Genomic DNA, 26694 nt, shown 5'->3' with positions numbered 1-26694 from the left:
ATTTATCCTTGGCTTTGGCGCAGATGGTCGTTAATTTGGCGTTTACGCTTTTCTTGGGGGGTAGTGCTAGTAATTTCGCCAAAATCTTCACTACTCATGGAAAGATGGGACATTATCTTTCTTTTGCGCTCTTTAGCGGTTAATTCCGGTGAAGGAGTTACTGGAGGCGGCGCTGCCACAGGTTCCGCTGCCACCGGGGGAGTTTCCACAATTGGCAGCGGTTTTTGGGGAATATAGTCAGCACCAGTGGTACTTCTGGAGAGATGATCGAGAATGCGCCGTTTGCGATCGTCAGTAGCCATAAAAATCTTTGCCAGTCTAGTGTGAACTTTTGTAACTATCACCCATTGTCAAACATCCCTATCTCCTTGAGAAGTCAAGGGAGATTTTATTTTCAGCGATTGAAGACATATAAAACCTGCGATCGCATTTATCTGGTCGTGGAACTGGGGGCCTTCTCGCCCAAGGTGATAAGATAAAAAACTAAGTCTTTGAAAATATGACAAAGGATTTATCTATCATGACACCCTCTTTAGCTAACTTTCTCTGGAGCCTTGTTTTAGGTGCGGTTATCGTCCTGATCCCCGCCACTATCGGTTTGATTTTCATCAGTCAATACGACAAGATCAAACGCACTTAATTTAATTTAACCCTAAAATGCCTAGACCGATTCCGTCTGGGCATTTTAGCTGATTTTGGAACTGGCAACAGCGATCGCACCGACTACCCGATATCCCTCTGTGCGTAAAACCTGCACAGCTTCCTCGATCGTGGTTCCTGTGGTATAAATATCGTCAATTAAGAGAATCGGCACTGATTTGGGTAAATTTTTCCCCAGTTGAAAAGCCGCTTGCATCGTCTTTTTTCTTTCCTCGGCTGCCAGACTAAATAAAGCTGCCGTGTTCTTAATCCGAATTAATCCGCGACTAGCCAGAGGATAACCGGTTAAACGACAAAAACCTTCGCCAATGACTTCTGCTTGATTAAAACCCCTTTCCTTTAATCTTTCTGGGTGGAGAGGGATAGGAATCACCGTCAAACGTTTATCGGTGAGGGGAGGACGAAGCAGCCAAGTTTCCCCCATGCAACTGCCTAGCAAAGAGCCGAGAGCGGGATGGCGATCATATTTCATTTTAGCGATCGCCTGTTTTAATTTACCTTCATAGCGTCCCCAGATAAACAGGGGAATAGAACCACGCCAGAGAAAAAGCGGGTTATTCTGACGATAGGCCTGTAATTGTCCCTCACAATCACGGCAAAGCTCTCGATCGCTCTGCCGTTGACAAAGAGGACAGGGAGACTTAAGAAATAAAGCGAGAAAAGGTTCGAGCATGGGAAGCGAAAGTTTTAGCTAGATGCTGATTTCCATCGTCAAAAACGGTCAAATAATGGGGATTACTCCGCTCGATCGAAAGACTAATCCCTTGCGCTCCTTCGGACTCTATATCCTGTAGATAACCCCCCTGATGCTGTTGTGCTTCCTCAAAAGAAGCAAAGGGACCAAAATAGTAGATACAGTGGGGATAAAGGGAGGTAATTTTCAGCCACCAAGGCGTGTTATCGTCAGAAATTTTATTTGTCTCCAAGAAAGATAAAATCATGTTCTGGTAGTGATAGGGGACAGGGATTGCAGGAATCAAGGACAGGTTTTGAGGAACTTTGCCCCTATAATTCCGATCTGCTGGCCAAAAAGTCGAGCTTTTGGCCAAAGAGAGTCTTTTTATCGTATTAGATTAACAAGGGGATCGGTCGCAAAATCAAAAGAGATTCTAAAAATTCCCCTCAGCCAAGGGGAAGCGGATCGAGATAGGATAGTAAAGAGTTTTTTTGTAGAAAGCTAAGGGGATCAGATAACTATGAGCCAGATCACGGACACGGATAAGAGTCTTGAGGCGATGAAGAAGTTTGCCGAACAGTACGCTAAAGGTACAAATACTTATTTCTGTAGCGATCTCTCGGTGACAGCGGTAGTAATTGAGGGATTAGCGCGTCATAAGGACGAATTAGGCGCTCCTTTATGTCCCTGTCGTCACTACGAAGACAAAGAAGCGGAGGTAAAAAATACTTTCTGGAATTGTCCCTGTGTGCCGATGCGGGAACGGAAAGAATGTCACTGTATGCTGTTTATTACCCCCGATAACGAGTTTGCTGGGGAAGAACAGGTAATTTCCCTCGACTATATCCAAGAAGTCCGCGAATCGATGAAGGGGCATTAGTATAGGGTAATGACAGCCAGCGCTTTTGGGCAAGGAATCGACGAATTTAATCGCCAGCAATTCTATGCTTGTCATGATACCCTAGAGGCTTTGTGGATGGAGTCCGCAGAGCCTGAAAAAACCTTTTATCAAGGCATTTTGCAGATTGCTGTCGCTTGTTACCATCTAGAAAATAATAACTGGCGCGGAGCGGTAATCCTTTTGGGAGAAGGGGTTAGACGTTTGCAACACTATCAACCCGATTACGAGGGGATCAACGTGACGCACTTGGTGGGGGAGAGTTTGGATCTATTAAACTTTTTACAGAATCTCGATCCCCAAGCTTTACCGGCAGTGCTAGAAGCGATGAAAAGCAATCAGGAACATCCTCATGCCCACCTCGATCGATCTATCTGTTCTCTGCCGAAAATCCTCAAAAGTCATCCCGTTCTCTAAAAAGCTAGATTAGTTAGTAAGTACAAACGTCTATAGGTGACATTTCTATGAGAGCAAGATACGCAAAAATCAGAGGATGGCTAGTTACCCTCGTTTCTACTAGCTTAATCATGGGATTAGGTACTTCTCCCCTAGTCAAAGCACAGCAGAATATTGTACCGGGTAATGCCATGACAGTGCGATCGGATATTCAGGAGGCGAACTCAAAAACCGGGGTAATTACTGCTCGGGGTAACGTACAAGTGTTCTATCCCGCTCGCAAAATGCAGGCCACTTCCGCTCAAGCTCAGTATTTTAGCCGCGAACGTCGTTTAGTGATGACGGGTAACGTTTACGTTTTGCAGGAAGGCAACAGTATCCGCGCCGAAACGATGACTTATCTTGTCGATGAGGGCAGATTTATCGCTACTCCCCAAACCAGTCAGCAGGTGGAGTCAATTTATTTAGTCAAAGATAACGAAACTTCCCCCCAACCGGCAGCCTCCCCGACACCCGCGCCCATACCTTCCCCTTCCCTCCCCGCTGCTCCAATTATTAACCCGCAGTGATTAGGAGTCAGGAATCAGAATTCAGGAGGAGATAGGGTGATAGGGTTTTGGGGTGATAGGGTGATGAGACAGCTTCCCCACGTCCCCACTTCCCCATTTCCCACTTCATAATTCATAATTCCCCCACTTCCTAATTCATAATTCATAATTCCCCCACTTCCTAATTCATAATTCATAATTCATAATTCATAATTCCCAACACCGGATAAAGATGACTTTAGTATTAGAAAATATCCATAAATCCTACGGTAAAAGGCTCGTGGTTAACCGGGTGAGTATTACTGTTGCCCCGGGGGAAATTGTCGGGTTATTAGGACCAAATGGTGCGGGAAAAACCACAACTTTTTATATCGCCACGGGATTAATTAAACCGAATCTGGGGCGCGTTTGGCTCGATCAAAAAGAAATTACCAAATTACCCCTTAATCAAAGGGCGCGTCTGGGTATTGGCTATCTGACGCAGCAGGCCAGTATTTTTCGTTATTTAACTGTATCAGAAAATATTCAGTTAGCCCTAGAACAGTCGGGAGTTCCCTTTTCCCAACGGGCAAATCGTCTCTATGATTTATTAAAAGAATTTCGCCTCGATAAGATTGTTCGCACTAAAGGAGCCTACGTTTCCGGAGGAGAAAGAAGGAGGACGGAATTAGCTCGCGCTTTAGCGGTGGGAGTCAACGGACCAAGATTTTTATTATTAGATGAACCTTTCGCCGGGGTGGATCCGATCGCCGTGTCCGAGATTCAAGCGATGATTGCTGGTTTAAGGGATCGTCAGATGGGAATTTTAATTACTGATCACAATGTGCGAGAAACTTTGGCTATCACTAATCGGGCTTATATTATGCGCGAAGGGCAGATTTTAGCGGCGGGAAGTGGCGAAGAACTTTATAATAATCCTCTGGTGCGTCAGTATTATTTGGGTGATAATTTTTTCAGATAATTGTTATTAATAAAAATCGCTGCATTATATCATGAAAGTTGGCAATTGGCAAGGAAATTTAAGTAGAATACCCGGATTTAGCATCTTAGACCGCTATATTTTTGTCGAGTTATTATTGCCCTTTTTATTTGGTATGGGTTTATTCACTTCTTTGGGAGTGGCGATCGGTACTTTATTTGATTTAGTGCGACGCATTACTGAATCGGGTTTACCTTTTACTTTGGCCCTAAAAATTCTCTTATTAAAAATGCCAGAGTTTATCGTTTTAGCCTTTCCCATGTCGATACTTTTAGCGGCTTTAATGGCCTACAGTCGTTTAGCCAGTGATAGCGAATTAATTGCTTTTAAAAGTATTGGAATTAGTGTTTATCGCCTAATAATTCCCGCCATTGTGCTAAGTTTAATAGTGACGGGATTAACCTACGTTTTTAACGATTATGTGGCTCCAGCTGCCAGTTATGAAGCTAATGCTACCATGACCAAAGCCCTACGACCAAATCGCAAATCTTTTATTGAAGATAATATTATTTATCCTGAATACGGCAAAGTGCGGCCAGCGAATGGAGGGGAACCCCAAACGGTATTAAGAAGGTTATTTTATGCCGAAAGATTTAACGGTCAAGAAATGTTAGGTTTAACCATTCTCGATCGCACCCAACCGGAAGTTAATCAAATTATTACCTCAGAATCAGCTTCTTGGAATATTGAAAAAAATATCTGGGATTTTTATAACGGCACAATTTATCTAATTGATCCTAAGGGTTCCTATCGTAATATTGTCCGCTTTCAACATCAACAATTAGCCCTACCGCGTACCCCCTTAGATTTAGCTTTTCGAGGCCGAGATGGTTCAGAAATGACCCTAAGACAAGCGCAGGAATACCTAAAAATACTGCAATTAAGCGGCAATCCTACCAAAATTAGAAAACTACAGGTTCAAATCGAGCAGAAAATATCTTTACCCTTTGTTTGTTTAGTTTTTGGGATGATTGGGGCAGCCTTGGGATTGCGTCCCCAAAATTCTAACAAAGCCACCAGTTTCGGTATTTGTATTGTCCTAATTTTCTCCTATTATCTCCTATCTTTTGTCACCAGTTCCTTAGGCATTGGCGGAGTTTTAACCCCCTTGATGGCCGCTTGGTTGCCCAACATTTTAGGATTAACTGCCGGGGGAATTTTGTTACTTCAATCGGCTAAGTAATCGAGGATTAGCGGTGGGAATAAAAATTGATAATCATCAAATTTCTAGGGCTAATTTGTATAAACGACTGCGGGATAAATTAGTAACCTGTGCTAATTGTCTGCTGGCTTGCGATCGACTAACTCCCCGTTCTATAATTTGTTTTAATTCCCGTTTTAATTCCTCCTCGGATAATTGGATATTATCGGTTTTATCTTTGCCCATAACTACGATTGTAAATTCCCCTTTAGGAGTTTTATTCTCCTGATATAAATTAATCGCCTCGGCGATAGTTCCTCGCCAAATTTCTTCGTAAAGCTTGGTTAATTCCCGACCTAAAACTATCTTTCTCGTTGGGCCGAAAGTTTCGCGTAAATCCTCCAAAGTCTTAATAAGTTTGTGAGGTGCTTCATAAAAAACCATCGTTCTTGTTTCAGTTTTTAAACCCTCTAAGCGCTCTTGTCTCAGCTTTTCCTTACCCGGAAGAAATCCTTCAAAACAGAATCTTTCCGTCGGTAATCCCGACACCGCTAAAGCAGTAATTACCGCCGTTACTCCGGGGATGGGAACCACTTCGATATTAGCTTCTATACAAGCTTTAATTAACTCATAACCCGGGTCAGAAATCCCCGGCATTCCCGCATCAGTAACCAAAGCGATATCCTGACCTTGGCTGAGAATATTTAATAACTGATCGAGACGGGAAAGGCGATTATGTTCGTGGTAACTAATTTGAGGGGTTGGAATATCAAAATGCTGTAATAATTTGCCCGTGTGTCTGGTATCTTCGGCAGCAATTAGAGAGACTTTTTTGAGAGTTGCCAGGGCCCGCAAAGTCAGATCGTCTAAATTGCCGATCGGCGTTCCCACCACATACAATTTACCGATATTATTCATAAATTGGCTAAAAATAGGCTATTTAGTCGTATTTTAAGTGATCAGTACCCAGTAATCAGTAAACTAAAAACTCGGCTCTCCCAGGTTTGGTGGGTAAAATGTATTCTAAGATACAGTCTTGGGGCAGTGAGTGGAACGAACCACTCCAGACACAAAGGACACAAAGATCGATCAATCCTCTGTAAGTTAAACTTATCACACAGAACCTAGAAGAGCCAAAACTCACATCTGCTCACCGCTCACTGATAACTGCTCACTGATAACTGATAACTGAAGACCGATCGCTTTTCTCTGTTCAGGGATCGCCCAAATGGGGTAAAGTAGGTCAAGGTATGCTCACCCCTGTTATTGAATTAATCTAGTCTAAGGAGAACGTCTTAGTAATGTTAACCCTAAAAATCGCCGTTTATATCGTTGTTTCCTTCTTTGTCTTACTTTTTATCTTTGGCTTCCTTTCTGGCGATCCTACCCGTAACCCCGGACGCAAAGACTTTGAGTAGAAGACAATTAACAAACCGGTTCTAGGGTAAAGGCACAGGGAACAAGTTATTAAACTTTCCCTGTCTCCCTAGAAATAATGATCATGGTAGTATCAATGAGGTTCGCTCGTCCTCTATTTTGATCGCCGACTCGTGCAGTCATGTCTTTTTTTATCTTAGCTGTTGAACCACCTGCCCTGATTAATACTGTAGCCGAACCGGAAACGGAGGAGCGCCAAGTTGCTGAAAATATTCCCACGTCTGTAGTTCCTCTCCCTGTCACCCCAGCACCTCTAGAGGCAACAAAGCCTTCAGAAGAGAGCGTTTCTATTCCCCTCACCGTCACTCCACCCCCGGAAACCGTCGAGGTAAAACCCTTGGTTCCCGATCAGGGTATTCCCCTAAAACCTTTACCTAGTAGTGCGGGGGATGCGGCAGCTTTAGGAAAACCCCTTTCTGTTCGGAATTCTCCACCCCCCGCAGCCGTTGGTGTCACTATTCATCCCGAAACCGAGATAGTTTCAGGATTAAATCAAAAAGCTCTTAACCAGAAAAATGGCTTAACTCGGATATTAGTGCGGAAAAAAGGCGAAAAAACCAGCCAAGAATACTTGATTTCCCTCAATAACAGCCTAGATCAGGCCGCGAATCCAGAAGGGGAAAGACCCCTAGAATTAGTGGCCGATGAGCAGGAATTTGACCAAAATCGGCAGATTATCACCGCTAGAGGTAATGTCACCCTGCGTTTTGCCCAAAGTGTACTAACGGCCGATCGCTTACAGATTAATCTTCCCGAAAAGTTAGCGGTAGCGGAGGGCCAAGTGATCCTAACCCGGGGAGATCAAATCCTGCGCGGCGATCGCTTTGAATATTATTTCGTCCAGGATAGCGGTGTGGTATTTAATGCCAATGGGGAGATTTTTCAACCCAGCACCGCTAGGGATTTAGGACAAACGCTGCCCACGGATGTGGGTGCGGGGGCCAGCAGTTCTTTTGGAACCCTAACCGATCGTTTGGCATTAAATCAACCCTTGCAGAGAATCACTACGGGAGAGGGTTTTCAATTTGTCGTCGGGGGACAGGATCCCAGTCGGCGTGATCGACAGAATATTAGTAGTCCATCGGGGGGAACGATTAATCGTGTCCGTTTTCAGGCCGAGCGCTTGAATTTTGATGGTAAGGTGTGGAATGCCACTAATGTGCGTCTGACAAATGACCCTTTTTCCCCCCCTGAATTGGAAGTTCGGGCCAATTCCGCCACTTTTCGCAGTACCGGCCCTTTTACCGATGAGTTGCGGATGAGTAATTCCCAGTTGGTTTTCGATCAACGGGTAGTGGCCCCCACTTTTATTAATAGTCTTACTTTCGATCGCCGTCGTCGTCGTCCTTTTTTAATTGCCCCGGGCTATGATGGGGAGGATCGGGGCGGATTTTTCGTAGAAAGTCCCCTAACTTTAGTGGAGACACCGAAGACTATTTTTGAGTTGACACCGCAATATTTAATTCAAAAAGTCCTTAATCCCGATGCTTTTCCCTCAGCTAACCCCGGAGGTGGCGAAGTTTCGCCCCTTAGTCCGAAAGCTTTTGGTTTATTGGGCAATTTTGCCACTAATTTCGGTGAGCGCTCGTTTTTGCAAGCAACAGCCTCTTTTTCTAATTTAGATTTGGAACAGATCGAAAATAGTGTTCGTTCTAAAATTCGCTTTCAACAGACGCTCGGACAGTTGCAGGATCCCTATCTGCTCAATGTGGAGTACAATTATCGCGAGCGTCTCTTTAACGGTTCTTTGGGTTTTCAGACGGTTAATAGCAGTTTTGGGGCAATTTTGACCTCACCTGTGATTGTCATCCCGAATACGGATATTAGACTCAGTTATCAAGCTTCTGTTCAGAATATTAACGCACCCACCGATCGCAGTAATCTCTTAGCGGCCAATGCAACGGATAATGTTACTAATTTAAGCCGTTTTCAGGGTGCTGTCTCCCTCAATCGCAGTTTTTTACTCTGGTCTGCCCCTACTTTACCACCGACTCCCGACCAAGGTTTAAGATTTTCTCCTCTTCCCGTTCAACCCTATATTGCTATTGTCACTGGTGTCACTGGTGTCACTGGTTATTACACTAACGGAGAGACGCAAAATTCCGTCACGGGAACTGTGGGATTATTAGGACAGTTTGGGCGTTTTTCCCGCAATTTTTTCGACTATACCGGGTTTAATATCAGTTTTAGTCAGGGTTTAGTTAACGGACAATCACCCTTTTTCTTCGATCGCTTTGTTGATCAACAAACAATGTCCTATGGTATAACTCAACAGGTATATGGTCCGATTCGCGTGGGTTTCCAGAGTATTTATAGTATCGATCAAGCGAAGGAAATCAGTACAGAATATTTTCTCGAATGGAGTCGTCGTACCTATAGTTTAATTTTGCGCTATAACCCAGTGCTGCAGTTGGGAATACTCAACATCCGCGTGTCGGATTTCAACTGGACAGGCAACCCCGGCTATTTTGAGGGCAGCGATGTCCGTCCAGTGGTGGATGGAGTAACCCGTTAAGACTACATGGGAATTATGAATGATGAATTATGAATGATGAATTATGAAGTGGGGTGTGGGGTTTTAGGGATTTTCAGATCGGGATTACCTCTCATTGAGACTACCTTGATTAACTTCTATCCTCTCTTCAACGTGACAGAAAAGCTCCTAAAATTTTCATGGTGTTGCTCGTTTCATAATTCAACCCTTCTACTCCCTTAATATTTGTTTGTTCATAAAGTCTAGGAGAGCGTAAAGTGTTCTGACACTCTCCTGTTTTTAGGTTCCAAAGTTTAATCGTCTCGTCTTCACCTGCGCTGGCCAATGTCTTACCGTTGGGACTAAAACAGACTGACCTGACACTTTTAGTATGTTCACACAGGAGTTGATGAAGCTGACCTGTTTCAACATCCCAAATTCGGATCGTTGCGTCATCCCCCCCACTTGCTAGTAACTTCCCATCGGGACTAAAAGCTACTGACCACACCCAAGACTTATGACCTTCAAAACTATTAATTAATCTACCATCTTTGACTTGCCAAACTTTGACCGTTTGATCATCACTTGAACTGGCTAATCGCTGACCGTCAGAGCTAAAGACAACAGACCAGATTCTTCCTTGATGACCTTTAAAAGTTCGCAAAGATTGAGTCATATTATCTTCAATAGACCAGAGTTTAATAGTTCGATCTTCACTACCAGTTGCTATTAATTTTCCATCAAGACTAAAATTTACTGATAATACCCAGGCCTGATGTTCCTCAAAAGTTTTAAGACAAAATCCTCTCGGAACCGACCAAAGCTTAACAGAATTATCTCCACTACCACTTACCAGCATTTGACTATTAGGACTAAAAGCGATCGACCATACGCGCTTTTGATGTTCTGGGGAAAAAGTGTACTTTTCATCTGTCCTAATATCCCAAAGTTTGATGGTGTTATCGTGACTGGTACTAGCAATCAGTTGACCATTCGGACTAACCGCGACTTGATACAATAAAACCCAATAATCTTTTTCTTGTAAAATTTTAATTACTTTGCCACTTTCCCCTGACCATAATCTAATCGTTTGATCTCCGCTTCCACTTATCAATGTTTTTCCATCGGGACTAAAAGCTACTGAACAGATCCAGTCAGTATGACCATTAATCTGTTGAAGACATTTATGGTTTTTGATAGACCATAATCGGATCGAACGATCTATAGAACCACTCAAAATATATTGACTATCGGTGCTGAAAGTAATCGATGATAATCGATTGCCATATCCCCTAAAACATTGAAGACATTCTCTGGTTTTTACTGACCATAACCGCAGTGTAAAATCTTCACTCCCACTGGCTATATATTGACCGTCCGGACTAAAAGCAACTGACCAAATCCAGCTTTCGTGTCCTGTTAAAGTATCAATATTTTGATATTCTCCTTCTATAATAGACCATATTTTAATGGTTTTATCCCCACTTCCACTGGCTAGAAGTTGACCATCGGAACTAAAGGCAACTTGCCAAACCCAATCTTGGTGTCCTGTAAGAGTATGGAGACATTCTCCCGTGTCAACTGACCATATTTTGATGGTTTTATCAGCGCTCCCACTGGCTAAAAGTTGACCATTTGGATTAAAAGCAACACCACCCACTCGTTCTTGATGTCCTTCAAGGGTGTGGAGACATTCTCCTGTTTCAACTGACCATATTTTGACGGTTTTGTCCTCACTTCCTGTGGCTAAAAACTGACTATCAGCACTAAAAGTAACGGCTCTAATAGGAGCATAATGTTTTTGAGAAGGGTGGGGCAAAGAATGACAATTTATAGATATATCTGTTGTAATAGACCAAATTTTAACAATTCCATCTTGTCCCCCACTTGCTAGTAACTGTCCCTCGGAATTTAAGGCTACTGACCACACCCAACTTCCGTGAGCAGGAAAACTTTTGCTTAATTCTAATTTTCCATCTTGTTTGACTTTCCAGAGGTAAATCATCCCATGACTGTCACCAGTTGCTAAAAGCTCTTCTCTTGGAAAAGAGCGATTAAACTGACTGCAAGAAATTGATAAAATACTGCCACAAGTTTGAGGGAAAATACAGTCAAAAAACTGTGAGTATGAAAAATCTACTTGGTTGAGTCTAATGTTTGAAAAATCGACTTGTCGAATAGGGATATGGGAAAAATCGTAGCCGATTAAATGACCATTTTTCAGTATATTAAGTAAGTTAATAATATTGCCAGCAATGCCGCCAATTTGTCCAGAAGGTTCATTTTTTAATGTCTTTAAACAATCAATTAGTTTGCTTTCTAGATTATTTTCTTGAAAATTATGAATTAAGTTCTTAATTATTGGGTGTAAAATAACATTAACTTGAATCTTTCTTAGATAATCAGGAACAGTGGTTTTAGTCAAGGAATTACTTTTTAATAATTGGAATTTTTGAGTTTTGATTTCTTCGGTTGCTATGGTAATAATTTTTTGAGTGAAATATTCAATCAGTAGAGGATGTATGGTAAAGTAGTCATCTTTTTTATCTAACAGAATTTTGCTAGATAATGATCTGATCCCTTCTTGGATACTTTTACCATCAGGTTCAATGATAATATTATGTTCTAGTTCCGACAAAGAAACTGGATTTCGATTAATCGCTAACTCAAAAATAATCGCTTTTTCTAAATTAGATAGTTGCTGAAAGTAAGAATTTAAAATAGACTCAATTTTTTTTATCAGAAGATTCCCTTTTAACAGAAAATCCGAGAGATTATTATGATGAACTCGTTGAATATGATGAGCGATAGATTTGATGAATAAAGGATTGCCGTGACAGACTTGTTGAATTAAAAATTGCCATTCATCCTCTGAACCATGAAAGGTGTCAATATCTCTCAAAATTTGCCGTCCAGTTTGATAGTCAAGTCCTTGTAACTCTCGGAAATAAGTTGAAGTTTTATTTCCCACTAACGATTCAAGTTCTTGAGGAATTTTTCGACTGGTTATAATTAAACAGCTATTGTGCTTTGACTGACCAATTGCTTGTAAAATTTCGCTATATTCTCGATAGTTTTCATGCTCAATAATCGCATCAATATTATCTAAAAATAATAAACAACGAGATTTAGCTAGTATCTTAATAAATTTTATCAGTTTTATTTTAAATTTATCTTCTGTCTTAAAACTAATATTCTGTGAAATAATATTACTGGTATTTTCAAGAAATTCTAGGGGTAAAGGAGGATTCAAAAAAGACCAATAGATAACACGGGGAAATTCCTCTTGAATTTGCTCAATCAGTTTACAGACAAGAGATGTTTTTCCGATTCCTGCTATTCCGAAAATTCCGATAATTTTACACGGGGGACTATTTTGAAAAAACTTTTGTTTTAATAATTCTAGTTCTTTTTCTCTACCATAAATCTGAGAAATATCAGGAATTAATCCGAAATTATCATAATTTATTTCTGTTTTAACTGATGAGTTTTCAAGATTGGGAAATTTACGCTTATCCCATTCTTCCTCAAATTTTCACAAATTTTCTTCTGTAAATGAACTCCAAAGGTTGAGGGTGAAGTGCCTTTGTCGTGATCCTTGAGGATTCGTGCGATGATCTGTAAGGATTCCCCAATCTTTTAAAACATCAAGAACATTTCTCATCTGAATTGTAGTGAGGGAAATAACTGATGTTTTTTTAGTACCAGCGTTGCAAAAATCTACCAAAACCTTTAATTCTGTTTTGACAATTAGTTTTGGGTGAGGTTTATCATATTTTAACCAGTTATAGATTATTTTATCTGACCAATAAGCTTGATCTACTAATTCACCGTTTACATACGTTAATAATCTTCTTAACAAAAGAGAGAGTTGTTCTTTAACTGTATCACTTGTATTTAGTCTTGGCATAATCTATGAAGATAATAATTTTTCTCATTATAGCTATATTTTCAATGTTGATTAATATTTTCTAAGGAATCTGGGAAGGATTTGAGGGTTAAAAATTTTTCTGGGATGAGGTGGTCGCCTACTTCTATAGGAATTTTAGTATATTGAGGGCGTGATAAAGAATCGGGTTCAATTAAAACATGGTACATCGTTAATCGGAAATCAGGGTCAAGATTAACTAGGGCAGAAATAGCTCCATCAGAATTTTGAGAAGCATATTTTTTATTCGTTATATCATCAGTTTGTGAAAAACAATCAAAACTACTAGGATGTCTATGCCAAAGTCCAAGAAGTTCTATAGGTTCCTGATAATATCTTCCTATTTTCTTAGATAAATGATTAATATACTCAGTATCATATTCAAAATAACCTGGTTGAAAAATAGGATGTATGCCTGGATCTAATGTTTCGAGAATGTACCATATATTAACTGTTTTTATTCCCAAGAAAATTCCACCTGTTTCTGTTTTAGAGCTTTCATAGGTTTCGGCGACAATTGCTAAAAAGGCTCTCTCTGAAAAAATAGTTTGGAGTTTTAAGTAGTTTAACATTTTTACTAAACTGATTCGTGTTGAGGATTAGAACTGAACATTCCTTCAAATTCTGGTTCTTGATAATATTTAACTTTTTGGCACAAAATGGGATTCTGCCCTTGTATAAAGATAATTTGATCGGTTTTATCCATTCTCATTACCTCATCTTGTGATAAAAGATCCTTTACTTGGGTAGTAATATTAATTCCTCGGTTAGTAGATCGGTTTCCATCCCATCCATGGGTTTCACCTGTACCTTGACTGATTCCAGTTACTTTAATTTCACGTTTACCTAGTTTTTCTGAAACATACTTAGCTGTATCTAGATCAGCTACTCCAAAATATTGTTGAACAGTGCTACTTGAAACAAATGGTTGCCATTCATCATTAGGATAAAGAGCCTTTATTTGAGACAAATCTTGGAGAATTATCCATAAAGTTACGCCATAACCTCTAACAATTGAAACAGCCTCTCTGAGGGAATCCATTCGTCCTAATTGTGCCATTTCATCTAATAAGAATAAAACACGATGTTTAGGTTTTCCTTTAACGGTTGTAATTGCTCTTATTGCCGTACTTATCCATAAACGTAGCAACCGAGAATAAGAGGATAATTTATCAGTCGGTAACACTAAATAAAGGGAAACATCACTTGTTCTTTTAATATCTCTAATGTCAAAATTACTTTTAGATAAAGACTTAACTACTTTGGGAGAATCAAGAAATCCAGTATTACTTTTAACAGTGGAAAGGACACTAGAAGCGGTGTTTTCTGCTAATTGTTTGAAACCAGATGCGGTTCTGGCAATTATTCCATGAGCATAAGGAGAGCTTTCCATCATGTTAAGGTGAAAAGCTAATTCATCAGGAGGAGAAGTGAGTAGTTTTCTTACCTCTCCCAAATGTCTCGATTCTTCAGGAGATTCACAAACAACATAGAGAATAAATCCTGTCAAAAGAGTAACTGCTTCATCATTAAAATATTTGTCATTACCTTGCTCACTTTTTGGTCTTAAAATCAAAGAATCTGCTAAAGTTCTAGCATCATCTATCAAGTCATCACTGTCAGGAGCTAAAAGGTCTAAAGGATTTAATTTAGCTTGGTTCTTTTTTTCAGGTATTTCATCAAAGGGATCTAAACAAAATACTTGTTGCCCCATGCGCCGACGGGCAAGGGCTGTTACTGCATAGTTTTCCCCTTTAGGATCTATAACAATAACTGAGCCTGGATAGATTAAAAGATTAGGAATAACCACACCAATTCCTTTTCCAGCACCAGGGGGAGCAACGGTGAGTAAATTTCCTTCACAGTCTTTTAAATTTTGATTAAAACTAATGAAATTTGATGGGGGTAAAGCTCTCTGATTTGAGAAAATATTTTTTAAGCCAGTTTGGGGCTGATTGTTTAGTTTTCCTAGTAAAAGTCCCTGAGATTCAAATAACTCCAATTCAGTCATTTTTTGTTTATTCATCCATTCAGCTGAAGCCAACTTTTCAGAAGAAGAAGGAGAAAATTGTAATGTTTTTCGCTTAAAAACTACGGCAATAATGACACCGATGATCACGGCTAATATCAAAGAACTTGCTGATAGTCCAGGGAATAAATAACTGGCAAGAATAGCGGCTAAAAATCCTCCTAGACAATGGTAGGGATAGCGACAAATAATCTTGTTATACAAGAAACCTAATAACAAGGATGTAATGCCCCACACCCATCTCATTGATTCAATAAATATTTCAACCATAAATTTAACCTCTTTAGAATTGATTGATTGTGAAATTAACGAGAATATCCGTTATCGGAGCGAGTGAGGGCTTCACGTTGTTTTGCTTCCTGAACTTTGCGTTCAGCCTCCATAGCACGTTTTGTTCTTTCTTGAGCAGCTACGGCTTCATCTCTTTCTCTTTTAATTCTTTCTGATGTACCATCGTTTGTTTTAGGATCAGCGGCAACAGAATGACTGGTTCTTTTCTGGGCAGCTTGAAAGTCTCTTGATTTTTGATTTTCTCGCTGTTCTCTTTGTTTGAGATGTGTTTTTAATTCGTCAGCGCCTGTTTTACAATCGCGGGCTTTTTTGCGTTCATCTTCAGCTTTTTGTTTTGCCTGTTCATACGCAGGTTTATTATTTTGTCTAGAGGCTTGCTTGGCTGTCTTATCATGATCGTCTGCGCGATCATTGTGTTCATGAACTTGCTTTTCAAGCTTGTTAATCTCTGCCTGTAATTGAGAATCATTCATAATTCCATCTCCTAATTAGATTTAGTTCTAGATAATTTAATTCTAAAATAAATTCCGATTCATCTTCTTTCTAATAATCCCGTAAATTTAAAGGATAGCCAGATTAATTGCTTGAGAAAAGGTGCGATAACAAAAACACCTAATATTTGTAGGTAAAAGTCTGGAATTTTCATAATTATTGGATTTCTGATCAGCCAAAGCACAACAATAAATAAGCCGACACCATAGGTTAAATAACAAACAATCGGATTGCGCTTTTTAAGATAAATAAATAATAGATTGCTCCCAACGATAATTAAAATAGTTAACAAAATCATAATATTACCGTTCATGTTCGATGACTCCTTATGAATAATTAAAAAATCAATTAGCTTGAGAAATCTAAAAAATTGCAAACATAAAATTTACCTTTCTCTATCAGAACGAGATGCTTCTCTTTCTGCTCTTTCTCTAGCTACTTTTTGGCGGGCTTCTTGTTCCCTTTGGTGGGCTTCTTTTTCCCTAGTTGCTTTGTCTTTAGGCGCTTGTTCTTTTTGTTCTTTTTCCTTTTGGAGTTTTGCTTTTTCCTCGTATTTCTTTGCGTCTTGCGTATGCTTTTCAGCCTGTTCTCGAAATTTTTTTTCAGCAGCTAATAACTTTTCATCAGATTCGTCTCCTCTATCATTAAAACGATATAGACGTTGACAAGTATCAGCATGATGCAAGGCTTCTCTTGCTTTTTCTTTCTGTTGTTCAGCTTTTTTTGAGTAATATGCACTAGAAAAAAACATGATTGTTGCTCCTTAAATTTTATCAAACAAAGTGAGTTAAATGCTAAAATCAGGTAACTTACCTAGATTTCATTGATTCAACAACTTCTCTGATATATTCATCTTCTGAAGGGTTATTTTTTCCTGTATAATTATTAAAATAGTTATACAAAATAACTAAGGGAAAAGCCATTATAAATAGCACCCAACCAATACATCCAGATTGAGCGAAATCAGCTTTGCTTTTTTTCTCTTTTTCATCGTAACAAATATATCTTGGAGGACGACAGGAAAAGTAATATAATACAAAAATTCCAATAGCTCCAAAAAGAAAAAATTTCTCCCCAAAATTGCCAGAGTAGGATAAGCTTGCAAAAGCCCCAAGTATTGGACGACCATTAAATTTACGCTTTAAGTAGCTACTATATGTATTTTTTAATTGTAGAAGGGATTCTTGGACATCAGTTATTTCACTATTATTGTTGATAGCTAAACTTTTATCAATCATTTTCAGGGTTTTCTTAAGCTCTTCAAGCGTTTTAGCAGAACCATTAGCTTTAATCCAACCATCATAAGCAATCATTAAAGCTTCAGCCACTTGGGGATTATCTGGTTGACGTTTGTAGCAGTCTTCTAAAATATTTACACTGCCATCCCATCTTTTAATCTCAACTAGAAAACGTCCCAATGACAGAGCATAATAGATTTGAGTGGGGGCTAACTCAATAGATCTATTATATGCTATAATAGCATGGTCATTGCGTTTTGCTTTCTCAAAAACTTGACCTAAAGAGTGATGAAACTTTGCTTCGTTAGGTCTAAGGTCAATCGCTCTTTTATACTCATAAATAGCTGAATCTGTATCATTAGTTCGGAATCTTGCTTCTGCTAATAAAGCCCAAGTATTGGGATCATCTCCGTATCTTGCAGTGGCTTTCTTAGCAACTTCCAAAGCTGCATTTATTGCACCTATTGCAAACAGTCTGTAGCCTTCCTTAATTAATTCACTACTACTAGCAATATCGTTGCCTTGAGAATCTTGAGAGGGAGCTTGCTGTTGTCTTCTTTGATACTCTTCTAATTGTTGATTATACTTTTGCCTTTCAACAGGATCTAAAAGAACTTTTTTAGCTTTAGGAAGCTCTTCTGATTTCCGTGTAGCTTCTTGTTGAATATTCAGATCAGGGTTATTTTGCAGATTTCTCAATCGGCGAGTAATAGCTTTGTATTGTTGCTCAATCTCATCCTGTCCAGCTGTAGGACTGATTTCTAAAATTTCGTAATAATTGACAAATTCCTCGATCATTTTTTACCTCCAATGGTAATAAATAACATTTATTTTGTTTCTAAAATAGACCTCTTGCAAAAGTCTTAAGTCGATCCTTGTACAGCAACATTTTTGAAGATTATCAACTACTAATAAATAATTAACTGAAGGTCCCTCCCATTATTGTTTCTATCGTTTGTTTTCGGATTTATGCAAGAGGTCTAATTTTTAGCCAACGACAAGATCGGTAACTTTTTGGTTACTTTTCTTGATTTCTTCCTCATTCATATTGGATTCTCTCTTAATTTTTAACTCACCTAAAAACTTGCTAGGTTTTACAGAAGTGTCATAAACTTTGACATGAACAATTCCATTTTCATCATATTCAAAAGAATGTTCTAAAGGTGAACCTTTAGGACGAGGGGTTAAATCTAATAGTGTTTTGCCGATGATGGTGACATATTGAGGATCTATATCTTCGCCTTCTGATATTCTTACACTTAGTTGCTTTTGATTATCTTGAATGGTGTAGTAAGTATTTGAAGCTTTACAAGGTATCGGTGTATTTTTTGCAAGGACAATCGAGTTGATTTCCTTCTCAATTCCCATATTCCACATTTTAGAATCTAGACAAATAACACCTAAACTATGAGAATTAACATCTTTAATTTCAACTTTAATTAGTTCTGTTAGTGCAGTAGTAGCCATCATCTTACTGGAATCTTCTTCTAACTCAATCAGATCCATATTGCCTTGTTTAATTTGTAACAAAGCTCCTTGTAATGCTGCTCCTATTGCTACAGCTTCGTCAGGATGTACTTCGCGCGATGGTTTTTTACCTGTTACTTTTTCGACTAAATCAGCAACTGCTTTCATTTTGGTTGAACCTCCTACCAACAAAGTTTTATCAATGTTTTTCCATTGCAATTTAGCATCTTCTAAAACAGCTTCCATTAAATCAGCAGTTCTTTCCAGTAAATGTTCTGTAATTTCCTGAAGCTTTTCTAGGGTTAATTCAATTGAGACGTTTTTACCATTAGCAAATAAAAAGACTTTGGTTTTACTTTTTGTAGATAGAGTTTTTTTCGCTGTCTCAGCTTTATCTCTTAAATCCTGTAATAAAGTGGCATCTTTTGCTAAATCAGAACCACCATGTTTTTGAAATTCTTGATTCAAAAATTTAATAATTTCATTGTCCCAGTCAAAACCTCCTAAGTTTTTATCGCCATCTGTGGCAAGTACATCAATAGAGTCTTTAGTAATTTTAATGATAGTGACATCAAATGTTCCTCCCCCCAAATCATAGACTAAAATCGTTTGGTCTTTTTCCCCTTTATCTAAGCCATAAGCAATCGCAGCCGCCGTAGGTTCATTAATAATCCGAAGAACATTAAGTCCAGCAATGCGACCGGCATCTTGCGTTGCTTTTCTTTGAGCATCATTAAAATAAGCAGGAACAGTAATAACGGCATCTCTGACTTCTTCTCCAAGAAATGTTGCTGCATCTTCTTTTAAGCGTTTGAGGATAATCGCAGAGATTTCTTCAGGTTTATAGGTTGCATCTTCATCAGTAATAAACTCCCAAGTAGGATTTCCCATTTGCCGTTTAACAAACTGTACAATATAGTTAGGGTTAGCAACGGCTGAACGTTTAGCAATACTACCTACAATAGGGGTTTCTTCGTCAAACATAACAACTGATGGTGTTGTTCTTTCTCCCTCTCGATTAGGGATAATTTCCACTTGACCATGTTTATTAAGATAGGCAACAGCACAATAAGTTGTTCCTAAGTCAATGCCAATAACTTTAGCCATGATAAATTCCTCCAAATAAATTAACTAAACTGAAAAAAAACTAAATTTCCATCGCTTCTAACTTTTGCTTACTTGCTTCAACAATATCATCAGCAAGGATGCCAGATTTTTGCATGATAGATTCACGAGAAACCTGACCACTCATCTGTTCACGAGTGACAACTTCAATAATGCCATCCGCCGTATATTTAAGGGTGACTTCAATCTTTAATTCTCCTGCTTTATGAGAAGGTAAATTTTTTAATCCCGCTTTGCCAATTCGATCGACATCGGGTGAACGCGGATCTTCATCTTCTCCCTGAAGTACATCAAATTCGACACGGGATTGATTATCTTCAGAGGTTCCATAAATCTTAGTTTTTTCACAAGGAATCTGCGTTAAACGAGGAATAATAATGCTATTAATATATTTACCCGTCTGTGCAGATTTAACTCGAATACCTAAACTATGAGAAGCGACTTCATTGATAACTAGATCAATAATTTCTCCCTTATCTGATTTCAGATCTGGCGTTTCTTCAGTGGATTTCTTGCCATTGGAATCTTTTGGTGTTTCCTTAGTGGCAACAACCGCTTGAATAGCGGCCCCTAAAGCCACACATTCATCAGGATTCGTGTCTTTTACAGGTTCTTTCCCTGTGACACGCTTGATCATTTTTTGAACAGCAGGAATCCTGCTAGAGCCGCCTACCAATATGATCTTATCAATATCTGACCAATCCATCTTGGCATCTTCAATGACCTTCTCCATGTAGGTTTCAGTCTTATTAATCAAGTCCTCGATTAAATCCTCAAAATCATCCCGATCTAGATCAAGCCTAGCAGTTTTTTCTCCATGAGATAGAACAATTTTAACTGAATTTTTTAAGCCAACATCTTTTTTGGTTATTTCTGCTTTTTGCCATAAATCTTGATTGGTATGGGGGTGTTCTCTTAAATCGATATTATGGACTTCTTTGAAGTCTTCAGCCAGATATTTAACTAACACTGCATCCACATCACTTCCTCCTAATTGAGGATCTCCATCAGTCGCTAAAACAGTGAATTCACGTCCCGCTACTTTCAAGATAGTGACATCAAACGTTCCTCCCCCAAAATCATAAATGAGAATCGTTTGGTCTTCTTCTTTATCTAAACCATAAGCTAATGCAGCAGCAGTGGGTTCATTAATAATGCGAATAACTTCTAATCCTGCAATCTCTGCTGCTTGTTTAGTCGCTTCTCTTTGAGCATCTTTAAAGTAAGCAGGAACACTAATAACTGCTCTTTTAATTTCCTTTCCGAGTCTTTCTTCTGCATCATTTTTAAGCTTTTTTAGGATAATAGCAGATAGGGTTTCTGGAAGGTAATCTTCTCCATCAACATTAAAGCGAAAAGAAGGATTTCCCATTTGCCGTTTGACAAAACGAACCGTTCTTTCAGGATTAGTAATGGCTTGATTAAAGGCAGTTTGTCCCACGACTGGTGTACCATCATCTTCTTCAAAAAAGATGACCGATGGAGTGGTTCTTTCGCCTTCTAAATTAGGAATAATCTCAGGCTTGCCATAGCTGTTGACATAAGCAATAGCCGAGAAAGTTGTTCCTAAATCAATTCCTACAATAATTTCTTCACTCATTTTAATTTCTGTTGTTTCTTGAGAGTAAATGTCAGATTTTAAGACATCAACAAGTTAATAATGAAAAATTTACGCTCTGTGATACTTAGAAACAATTACCTCCTCTGGCCGTAAAATTCGATTGCCATAATGAAAGCCACGACGAACAATAGAGAAAACCTTATTATTTTCCGACTCAACGTCAGTTTCTTGGGTTTGAATTGCTTTTTGACAAGAGGGGTTGAATGGCGTTCCAGAAACAGTTTGGATGACCTCTATCTGTTGACGTAAGAGAATTTCTAAAACTTCCTCACTTACTGATGTTAGAATATTTTTTATGGAATCAGATCGATTTTCTATCTTGTCATCAGTGATACTTTCTTTAATGTTTTCTACTCTGTCAAGTAGGAGGATTAAGTCGAGATAGAGAGATTTAACACTATCAAATGCTGAATTATCTTTGAGTGCTTGAAGTTCAGTATAGAGCAGGTCAAAAGCCTTTTCTTTCTCTTTATCGTAGGTTAATCTTTGCTCAAAAATATCACCTAAAGAATCTAACCCTGATTGAAGGTGATCAAGCTTGTCGAGAATTTGATTACCTATCTCGGATGAATCCGTCAATTTTTGACTTTGCTGATTGTCAACGTCTGCTGGCGATAATTCTGTGTCTGTTTGAGTATTCATGGGCAAAAACTTATACAACACTGTTCCATTGAGGATAAACTTGGGACTTTCCCCGATGCAAATTTTTTTTGAAAAGCTGTAAGTCTTTGTGGGATAAGGCATTGCGTCGCTAAGACTCTAGTTCAACTTCGGGACACTTAAGGATATAGCCAATTTTCAGGATAATTTACCTTAAGTTCCCAAAATATAATATTTATCGGAAATCTACTGAGCTAGACTTCACAGCGCAAACGCTTCCTTGTGTTTATGAAAAATCTGGTCAGCGTTGTGGTACTGATGCTTAATCATCCACTGCTCCAGTTCAATGAGATACCATTGACCGGCAAATGTTCCATATTTTAAGCAAACTTTTTCATTATCGTGTAGAGTGTGCTTAAATCCAAAACGTTCTTTATACAGTGCTTCAATTGTTTCGTCCCCTTTCGGATAAGTCGTGTAGGAAATTTCAGTGTGAGCAATATCATGTTTGTAAGTCAAGATAGCTCGAATCAATTGCTGATAAACAAGATAACTTGTTCCTATTTTGCCAGTTCCCTTTTCATCATAGAGAGAGAGACTTTCTCCGATGCTTGTTAAATTTTTGGGTAACATCAAATGCTTTCCTGTGTGTTTTCCTTCACAAAGTGTTGCCAGTTGACAAGGCAAATAGTAGCCATATTCAGGCAGAGAATAGGTATAACGTGCAACACCGATTACCTGAGAGGGATTCTGTTCAGGATAGGCTAGAAAAATAACCGATTGGTGAGTAAATAAATCGTCGATTTCTTTGCAATAATTTTGTGACTCAGGATAGCGATTCTTGAGAAATAAGAAATAGGATTCAATTTCTGCTGGTGTTTCCGCTTCCTTGACCAGATAACCTTTGACCTTTGGCACATCAAAAGAAAGTAAGGCTCTTTTGCTAAGAATCCAGCAGTTGCCAATGTTATTTAACACAATAAATCCAGCACAAGAAAACAGAATCTTCACATATTGCTCAATATCAGGGGTTTGGGATATATCATAGACAAAGAGAAGACCGTTATCCTGTAACATTCTTCGGACAGTCCTTAAAGTGAATAGGGGATCTTTTTGGGTGTAATTTGTGGTCTTTAGCGTTGTAAATGTTTGTGCCGTTAAATCCTTTTCCTCGTTTGGTTTTAAATCAAGCCAACAAGAAAGTTGCTCATAGTGACGCTCTCGTATTTGACCGCTAAATAAGTGATTGACATCACCTCCATCCGACGACAGTAGCCGCACCGATGTAGATGATAATGAGATAAACTGTTTACCATTGGTTTGGTTGATTATTTGAGAAATAGCCATTTTGCTACCCTTAGGAAGAGGACAACGAGCAATGAGGCTCTCTTCATTGGGAGTAAAGCGATAGAAATCCTTAGATTTCTACGGAGAAGCAAGCAAAACGATGATTTTTGGGCGCAAAAAGCAAAAGAAGCTGGAATTAGAAAGAATTAGAAAGCTTGAATGGCTTCCTATACCTATAATTGAGCAAATAGCTGATATGTGCTTAGTCAGATTAGAGAAAATTTTTTCAAAAAATGAGAATTTCTGGGGATAATTGATCAACAATAGAGAAATAAACTTATGTAGATTGAATAGAGAGCAATGAAGTTAAAACTCTCCGTAGCGGGACTTGAGCAAGTCAAAACCCGATGGGCGCAAAAACAAAAAGAAGGCTGGACTAGAAAATACTTATGCACCGAGGCTAGTCAATTTGCCAAACCCGATGGGAATTGGGAGGAAATTTCAAATGACCCAGCCCACACTTATTACTCTTATTACGCCGACAACTGCTCACCGGAGACTTTAGATCATTTTTTGAGGGGTAAAACCATTCAATCGGAAGGTTTTTTTGCCTTTTGTCGAGCTTTGAACATCGACCCTTCAAAAGTCGCAGATCTAGATAATCTTTTGCAAAAACTGACTCAAGATATCGAGCCTATTTGGGTGGGGCGAGAGTCTCTTCAAAGTGATTTACTGGAAAAACTAAGAGGCGATTGTCGCATTGTCGTAATTACGGGAATAACAGGTATTGGAAAAACTGCCCTCGCCTACAAATTGGCCTTAGCTTTGTGTCAAGAAGGGTTTCCTCCTGAACTGCCTATTGATTTTGATGGGTTTAATCAACGGGAGGATCAACAGTCGCAATCAGAAGCACAAAACTTTATCAGCACAGCTATTGATTTACTCAATCGTGGCGATGAACCTGTTACGGCAAAACAAGCAAAAAACCCAGAACAATTATTAACTCAACTGGTTAATCATCTGAGCAATAATCGTCGATTGATTTGGTTTGATTCAATGGAAAATCTTTTACAAGGAGAACAACAAGATGGTAGTAATCGCTTTAAAGGCCCCCTCTGGCGAGTCTTTTTTCAAAAAATATTAGAAGCCGAAGATTGTCAGACTCGAATTGTGATAACTTCGCAGGATAAGCCTGAAGATTTTGAAACTTTTAGTCAAGCTCAATATTGGCATATTCAGCCATTAATGGGATTAGAGGATCAAGAAAGTTTACAGTTATTTGAACGCTTATTTCAACAAGCAGAAGTCGAATTAATTCTTCATGGACGTAACCTTGCTTACCTTAAAGAGATCGGAAAACTTTATGAGGGACATCCTCTCGCTATCCGCTTAATTTCTGGTGATATTATTGATAGACTGAAGGGAGATATCAGCATTTATTATGAGGAGAATAAATCCCGATTTCGACGATTAAGAGAAATGATTGATGAAGCTCAAAAAGCCAATCCTGATGATTATTACAAAGTCAACTTAATGACCAAACAATTACGAAAACAACTGTTAGAGGAGGAAATCGAAAGAACAATAGAGCGACTTGAAAAAACTTTTACAACTGCTTATTTCTTGCTTATCTATGGTTCTACTTATTCATCTTTTGAATTTAAAAATGCGTGGTTTCAAAATCTTCAATTATTTTCAGAATACGAGGAACAAGATTTAGACCTAGCTCTTTTTACCTTGTTTAACCGTTATTTAGTAGAAACTCAAAAACAACTGGGATATGAACCACATATCAAACAGCACAGTTTAATTCGCAATGTTGCTTTCAAGCGTCTAGTATCTACCCAAAGAAAAGAAGGAAACCCAAATCATGAATGATTTTAAATCTCCTCAATTAAGAGTCAAAGAACGTCTCACAAGTATCGATTTTACTGTTTTTGGAGAACTCGCTCAAGTCAAACAAAAAGGGGAAATTTTAGGGGCGACAGGAAGTCATTTTGAAAAAGCACATTTTGGCGCATTCATCTGGCATTTAATTGGTTATGAACGCCATATTAAGGATAAAATGGGACAGCAGCTCTCTATTCAAGAACGGGCAAGTCGTTATGTGGAAGCATTTCTCTGTCTATGTCGATTAGGTTGGTATAAAGAAGCTAAATCTTTATTTTCTTTACCCTTAGAAATTCATGATCCAACTTCTTTCCCTTTGCACAAACAATTACTCATCTGGGGACGGTATGAAGATGGCATAAAACTGTGTAAAGAATTATTAGGAAATCTTGACAATGAAACCGATTTTATCTGTTTAAGTGAACTCGGTTATATGTATCGAGAATTAGGACAATTTGACCAAGCAAAAAATTATGCGGAGAAACTCTTATCCTTAGCCGAGCAATTAAATAATCCTCTTTGGAAAGCAAGAGGAAAAGGAAATATAGCCACAATTGATGGAATAAAAGGGGAATATTTAAGCGCTGAAATAGGACTGAATGAAGTTTTAAATCTAGCCGAGATTATTCCCGATTGTGACGAAAAATTTGAGATTATTAATGTTGCCCATTCAAATCTGGGTAATTGTTATGTTTATCAGGGAAAAGTTGACCAGACTATTCCTTGTTTAGAAAAATACTTAAAATGGGCAGAAAAAATTAAAAATCTTATTTATCAAGCAACGGCTTTACGAAATTTAGGAGAAGCACACCGGCGAATCAATGATTTGAATACAGCTATCGATTATACTCAAAGAAGTCTTGATTTATCTGAGCAAATAACCGATGAAGCAGGAATTATTTTTTCTTTGGGAAATTTAGCCGCAATTTATTGGCAACAAGCAAATTTTCAGGAGTCTGAAAAATACTTTAAACAACAAAAGAAAAGAGCTTTAGCTATTTCAGATGTGGCAGGTGTTGCCCATGCTTGCGCTGGATTAGGAGAAATTTATAGTATCACTCGAAAGGATGATCTAGCCTATCAATATCTTAATCAAGCTTTAGATATTGCCCTCGATATTGGAGAACGATATGTAGAACTAGAGACTTTAATTATTTTGGCCGAATTTGAAGAAAAAACCCATGATCTTAAATCAGCTATTAATCACTGGCAAAGAGCTTTACATCTTTCTGAAAAATTAAATATGCTCTCCCATAAAGAGAACTGTGAACAAAACCTAGAAAGGTTGTTAAACCCCAACTAAGTTGAGACTGAGTAACGCACAGAAAACGGGTTTCTCGGAGAAACCCGTTTTCTACTCATGCAAAAGAGATGTCTATTGAAACAATCTGAATTTCCCTGACTCGGTGCATTGGTTTGGTTGGCTTTTCGGTGGTGATTAGTTCATCAGCTTGAATTTGCAGCGCAGCAGCAACATGAAGTGCATCCATCGCCGCTAAACCGTAAGTGCCAGCAATT

26 protein-coding genes and 1 pseudogene are annotated in these 26694 nt (G+C 38.7%); 11 read left to right on the top strand and 16 right to left on the bottom strand.

From position 1 onward, the window contains the following. Positions 1-2 precede the first annotated feature (2 nt). Positions 3-302, bottom strand: a complete 300-nt coding sequence (locus IM450_RS10005) for a hypothetical protein (RefSeq protein ID WP_002803105.1) — start codon at positions 300-302, stop codon at positions 3-5. A 218-nt stretch (positions 303-520) separates the two neighbouring features. Here IM450_RS10005 and psbX point away from each other — a divergent pair, with 218 nt between their 5' ends. After that, on the top strand, positions 521-640 hold the full coding sequence (psbX, locus tag IM450_RS10000; protein WP_002733679.1) for a photosystem II reaction center X protein: 120 nt from the start codon (positions 521-523) through the stop codon (positions 638-640). Between the two features lie 45 nt (positions 641-685). Here the strand turns inward: psbX and IM450_RS09995 are convergent, their stop codons facing one another. Together IM450_RS09995 and IM450_RS09990 are read right to left on the bottom strand one after the other, a co-directional pair. Further along, positions 686-1333: a ComF family protein gene (locus tag IM450_RS09995; protein WP_287665811.1), complete on the bottom strand. Its 648-nt coding sequence runs from the start codon at positions 1331-1333 to the stop codon at positions 686-688. Next, positions 1302-1601, bottom strand: coding sequence for a DUF1816 domain-containing protein (locus IM450_RS09990; protein ID WP_002803095.1), 300 nt, complete (start codon positions 1599-1601; stop codon positions 1302-1304). Before IM450_RS09990 ends, IM450_RS09995 begins: the two co-directional genes overlap by 32 nt. 255 nt (positions 1602-1856) lie before the next feature. Between IM450_RS09990 and IM450_RS09985 the strand changes: the two genes are divergently transcribed. From IM450_RS09985 to IM450_RS09975, 3 genes are read left to right on the top strand one after another with little or no spacing between them, the layout of a single operon-like run. Beyond that, entirely contained in the window at positions 1857-2216 is a 360-nt protein-coding gene (locus IM450_RS09985) for a ferredoxin thioredoxin reductase catalytic beta subunit (RefSeq protein WP_002803092.1), read from the top strand. A 9-nt stretch (positions 2217-2225) separates the two neighbouring features. Continuing rightward, a complete protein-coding gene (locus tag IM450_RS09980) occupies positions 2226-2651 on the top strand; it encodes a DUF309 domain-containing protein (RefSeq protein ID WP_002803089.1) in 426 nt (141 codons plus the stop codon). 47 nt (positions 2652-2698) lie between these two features. After that, positions 2699-3199, top strand: a complete 501-nt coding sequence (locus tag IM450_RS09975) for an LptA/OstA family protein (protein WP_287665807.1) — start codon at positions 2699-2701, stop codon at positions 3197-3199. Between the two features lie 14 nt (positions 3200-3213). Here the strand turns inward: IM450_RS09975 and IM450_RS09970 are convergent, their stop codons facing one another. Beyond that, positions 3214-3375: a hypothetical protein gene (locus tag IM450_RS09970; protein ID WP_287665804.1), complete on the bottom strand. Its 162-nt coding sequence runs from the start codon at positions 3373-3375 to the stop codon at positions 3214-3216. 35 nt (positions 3376-3410) lie between these two features. Between IM450_RS09970 and lptB the strand changes: the two genes are divergently transcribed. Further along, positions 3411-4139 carry an LPS export ABC transporter ATP-binding protein gene (lptB, locus tag IM450_RS09965; RefSeq protein ID WP_002782446.1) on the top strand — a complete coding sequence of 243 codons (729 nt, stop codon included), beginning with the start codon at positions 3411-3413 and terminating at the stop codon, positions 4137-4139. Between the two features lie 31 nt (positions 4140-4170). Further along, positions 4171-5340: an LptF/LptG family permease gene (locus tag IM450_RS09960; protein WP_287665802.1), complete on the top strand. Its 1170-nt coding sequence runs from the start codon at positions 4171-4173 to the stop codon at positions 5338-5340. 36 nt (positions 5341-5376) lie between these two features. Here the strand turns inward: IM450_RS09960 and rsmI are convergent, their stop codons facing one another. After that, positions 5377-6216 carry a 16S rRNA (cytidine(1402)-2'-O)-methyltransferase gene (gene rsmI, locus IM450_RS09955; RefSeq protein ID WP_287665799.1) on the bottom strand — a complete coding sequence of 280 codons (840 nt, stop codon included), beginning with the start codon at positions 6214-6216 and terminating at the stop codon, positions 5377-5379. A gap of 383 nt (positions 6217-6599) precedes the next feature. Here rsmI and IM450_RS09950 point away from each other — a divergent pair, with 383 nt between their 5' ends. Together IM450_RS09950 and IM450_RS09945 are read left to right on the top strand one after the other, a co-directional pair. Next, positions 6600-6716 (top strand): photosystem II reaction center protein I, encoded by a 117-nt coding sequence (locus IM450_RS09950; RefSeq protein WP_002732356.1) that lies wholly within the window; start codon positions 6600-6602, stop codon positions 6714-6716. Between the two features lie 140 nt (positions 6717-6856). After that, complete coding sequence (locus IM450_RS09945; protein WP_287665796.1) at positions 6857-9250, top strand: DUF3769 domain-containing protein; 2394 nt, start codon at positions 6857-6859, stop codon at positions 9248-9250. Between the two features lie 127 nt (positions 9251-9377). Here the strand turns inward: IM450_RS09945 and IM450_RS09940 are convergent. From IM450_RS09940 to IM450_RS09890, 11 genes and pseudogenes are all read right to left on the bottom strand, one after another. Next, positions 9378-13118, bottom strand: a pseudogene (locus IM450_RS09940) (NB-ARC domain-containing protein). Between the two features lie 41 nt (positions 13119-13159). Then, on the bottom strand, positions 13160-13708 hold the full coding sequence (locus IM450_RS22695; RefSeq protein ID WP_002793844.1) for a Mov34/MPN/PAD-1 family protein: 549 nt from the start codon (positions 13706-13708) through the stop codon (positions 13160-13162). 5 nt (positions 13709-13713) lie between these two features. Then, on the bottom strand, positions 13714-15435 hold the full coding sequence (locus tag IM450_RS09930) for a type IV secretory system conjugative DNA transfer family protein (RefSeq protein WP_024970138.1): 1722 nt from the start codon (positions 15433-15435) through the stop codon (positions 13714-13716). 35 nt (positions 15436-15470) lie between these two features. Then, positions 15471-15929 (bottom strand): hypothetical protein, encoded by a 459-nt coding sequence (locus IM450_RS09925; protein ID WP_106908954.1) that lies wholly within the window; start codon positions 15927-15929, stop codon positions 15471-15473. 59 nt (positions 15930-15988) lie between these two features. Further along, complete coding sequence (locus IM450_RS09920; protein ID WP_154663904.1) at positions 15989-16261, bottom strand: hypothetical protein; 273 nt, start codon at positions 16259-16261, stop codon at positions 15989-15991. Positions 16262-16333: 72 nt separating this feature from the next. Next, on the bottom strand, positions 16334-16699 hold the full coding sequence (locus tag IM450_RS09915) for a hypothetical protein (protein ID WP_287665791.1): 366 nt from the start codon (positions 16697-16699) through the stop codon (positions 16334-16336). A gap of 58 nt (positions 16700-16757) precedes the next feature. After that, complete coding sequence (locus IM450_RS09910) at positions 16758-17984, bottom strand: DnaJ domain-containing protein (RefSeq protein ID WP_287665788.1); 1227 nt, start codon at positions 17982-17984, stop codon at positions 16758-16760. Positions 17985-18173: 189 nt separating this feature from the next. Further along, the gene (locus IM450_RS09905; protein ID WP_106908958.1) at positions 18174-19760 is read right to left on the bottom strand and encodes an Hsp70 family protein; all 1587 of its coding nucleotides are present in this window, start codon (positions 19758-19760) and stop codon (positions 18174-18176) included. A gap of 40 nt (positions 19761-19800) precedes the next feature. Further along, entirely contained in the window at positions 19801-21378 is a 1578-nt protein-coding gene (locus IM450_RS09900; protein ID WP_106908959.1) for an Hsp70 family protein, read from the bottom strand. 69 nt (positions 21379-21447) lie between these two features. Further along, positions 21448-22041 (bottom strand): nucleotide exchange factor GrpE, encoded by a 594-nt coding sequence (locus IM450_RS09895; RefSeq protein WP_287665784.1) that lies wholly within the window; start codon positions 22039-22041, stop codon positions 21448-21450. Positions 22042-22260: 219 nt separating this feature from the next. Beyond that, positions 22261-23346 (bottom strand): hypothetical protein, encoded by a 1086-nt coding sequence (locus IM450_RS09890; RefSeq protein WP_287665782.1) that lies wholly within the window; start codon positions 23344-23346, stop codon positions 22261-22263. 100 nt (positions 23347-23446) lie between these two features. On the opposite strand from IM450_RS09890, the gene IM450_RS09885 reads away from it, so the two are divergent. The 3 genes from IM450_RS09885 to IM450_RS09875 are packed head-to-tail and all read left to right on the top strand — an operon-like array spanning position 23447 to position 26479. Then, the gene (locus tag IM450_RS09885; RefSeq protein WP_216628730.1) at positions 23447-23599 is read left to right on the top strand and encodes a hypothetical protein; all 153 of its coding nucleotides are present in this window, start codon (positions 23447-23449) and stop codon (positions 23597-23599) included. A 47-nt stretch (positions 23600-23646) separates the two neighbouring features. Then, positions 23647-25164 carry an ATP-binding protein gene (locus IM450_RS09880; protein WP_287665779.1) on the top strand — a complete coding sequence of 506 codons (1518 nt, stop codon included), beginning with the start codon at positions 23647-23649 and terminating at the stop codon, positions 25162-25164. Then, positions 25157-26479 carry a tetratricopeptide repeat protein gene (locus IM450_RS09875; RefSeq protein ID WP_287665777.1) on the top strand — a complete coding sequence of 441 codons (1323 nt, stop codon included), beginning with the start codon at positions 25157-25159 and terminating at the stop codon, positions 26477-26479. The genes IM450_RS09880 and IM450_RS09875 overlap by 8 nt, the downstream gene beginning before the upstream one ends. Positions 26480-26694: the final 215 nt, after the last annotated feature.

Origin of the sequence: Microcystis sp. M083S1, assembly GCF_020246405.1 — a bacterium.
GTDB classification, from domain to species: Bacteria; Cyanobacteriota; Cyanobacteriia; order Cyanobacteriales; family Microcystaceae; genus Microcystis; species Microcystis aeruginosa_C.
Note: the sequence above shows the minus strand (reverse complement) of the source record. Positions and strands in the feature narration are given on the sequence as shown.

What these genes read in the sequence shown, in the direction of transcription:
- IM450_RS10005 (WP_002803105.1), bottom strand. Translation starts at nt 302, where the DNA reads ATGGCTACTGACGATCGCAAACGGCGCATTCTCGATCATCTCTCCAGA.
- psbX (WP_002733679.1), top strand. Translation starts at nt 521, where the DNA reads ATGACACCCTCTTTAGCTAACTTTCTCTGGAGCCTTGTTTTAGGTGCG.
- IM450_RS09995 (WP_287665811.1), bottom strand. Translation starts at nt 1,333, where the DNA reads ATGCTCGAACCTTTTCTCGCTTTATTTCTTAAGTCTCCCTGTCCTCTT.
- IM450_RS09990 (WP_002803095.1), bottom strand. Translation starts at nt 1,601, where the DNA reads ATGATTTTATCTTTCTTGGAGACAAATAAAATTTCTGACGATAACACG.
- IM450_RS09985 (WP_002803092.1), top strand. Translation starts at nt 1,857, where the DNA reads ATGAGCCAGATCACGGACACGGATAAGAGTCTTGAGGCGATGAAGAAG.
- IM450_RS09980 (WP_002803089.1), top strand. Translation starts at nt 2,226, where the DNA reads ATGACAGCCAGCGCTTTTGGGCAAGGAATCGACGAATTTAATCGCCAG.
- IM450_RS09975 (WP_287665807.1), top strand. Translation starts at nt 2,699, where the DNA reads ATGAGAGCAAGATACGCAAAAATCAGAGGATGGCTAGTTACCCTCGTT.
- IM450_RS09970 (WP_287665804.1), bottom strand. Translation starts at nt 3,375, where the DNA reads ATGAATTATGAATTAGGAAGTGGGGGAATTATGAATTATGAATTAGGA.
- lptB (WP_002782446.1), top strand. Translation starts at nt 3,411, where the DNA reads ATGACTTTAGTATTAGAAAATATCCATAAATCCTACGGTAAAAGGCTC.
- IM450_RS09960 (WP_287665802.1), top strand. Translation starts at nt 4,171, where the DNA reads ATGAAAGTTGGCAATTGGCAAGGAAATTTAAGTAGAATACCCGGATTT.
- rsmI (WP_287665799.1), bottom strand. Translation starts at nt 6,216, where the DNA reads ATGAATAATATCGGTAAATTGTATGTGGTGGGAACGCCGATCGGCAAT.
- IM450_RS09950 (WP_002732356.1), top strand. Translation starts at nt 6,600, where the DNA reads ATGTTAACCCTAAAAATCGCCGTTTATATCGTTGTTTCCTTCTTTGTC.
- IM450_RS09945 (WP_287665796.1), top strand. Translation starts at nt 6,857, where the DNA reads ATGTCTTTTTTTATCTTAGCTGTTGAACCACCTGCCCTGATTAATACT.
- IM450_RS22695 (WP_002793844.1), bottom strand. Translation starts at nt 13,708, where the DNA reads ATGTTAAACTACTTAAAACTCCAAACTATTTTTTCAGAGAGAGCCTTT.
- IM450_RS09930 (WP_024970138.1), bottom strand. Translation starts at nt 15,435, where the DNA reads ATGGTTGAAATATTTATTGAATCAATGAGATGGGTGTGGGGCATTACA.
- IM450_RS09925 (WP_106908954.1), bottom strand. Translation starts at nt 15,929, where the DNA reads ATGAATGATTCTCAATTACAGGCAGAGATTAACAAGCTTGAAAAGCAA.
- IM450_RS09920 (WP_154663904.1), bottom strand. Translation starts at nt 16,261, where the DNA reads ATGAACGGTAATATTATGATTTTGTTAACTATTTTAATTATCGTTGGG.
- IM450_RS09915 (WP_287665791.1), bottom strand. Translation starts at nt 16,699, where the DNA reads ATGTTTTTTTCTAGTGCATATTACTCAAAAAAAGCTGAACAACAGAAA.
- IM450_RS09910 (WP_287665788.1), bottom strand. Translation starts at nt 17,984, where the DNA reads ATGATCGAGGAATTTGTCAATTATTACGAAATTTTAGAAATCAGTCCT.
- IM450_RS09905 (WP_106908958.1), bottom strand. Translation starts at nt 19,760, where the DNA reads ATGGCTAAAGTTATTGGCATTGACTTAGGAACAACTTATTGTGCTGTT.
- IM450_RS09900 (WP_106908959.1), bottom strand. Translation starts at nt 21,378, where the DNA reads ATGAGTGAAGAAATTATTGTAGGAATTGATTTAGGAACAACTTTCTCG.
- IM450_RS09895 (WP_287665784.1), bottom strand. Translation starts at nt 22,041, where the DNA reads ATGAATACTCAAACAGACACAGAATTATCGCCAGCAGACGTTGACAAT.
- IM450_RS09890 (WP_287665782.1), bottom strand. Translation starts at nt 23,346, where the DNA reads ATGGCTATTTCTCAAATAATCAACCAAACCAATGGTAAACAGTTTATC.
- IM450_RS09885 (WP_216628730.1), top strand. Translation starts at nt 23,447, where the DNA reads ATGATTTTTGGGCGCAAAAAGCAAAAGAAGCTGGAATTAGAAAGAATT.
- IM450_RS09880 (WP_287665779.1), top strand. Translation starts at nt 23,647, where the DNA reads ATGAAGTTAAAACTCTCCGTAGCGGGACTTGAGCAAGTCAAAACCCGA.
- IM450_RS09875 (WP_287665777.1), top strand. Translation starts at nt 25,157, where the DNA reads ATGAATGATTTTAAATCTCCTCAATTAAGAGTCAAAGAACGTCTCACA.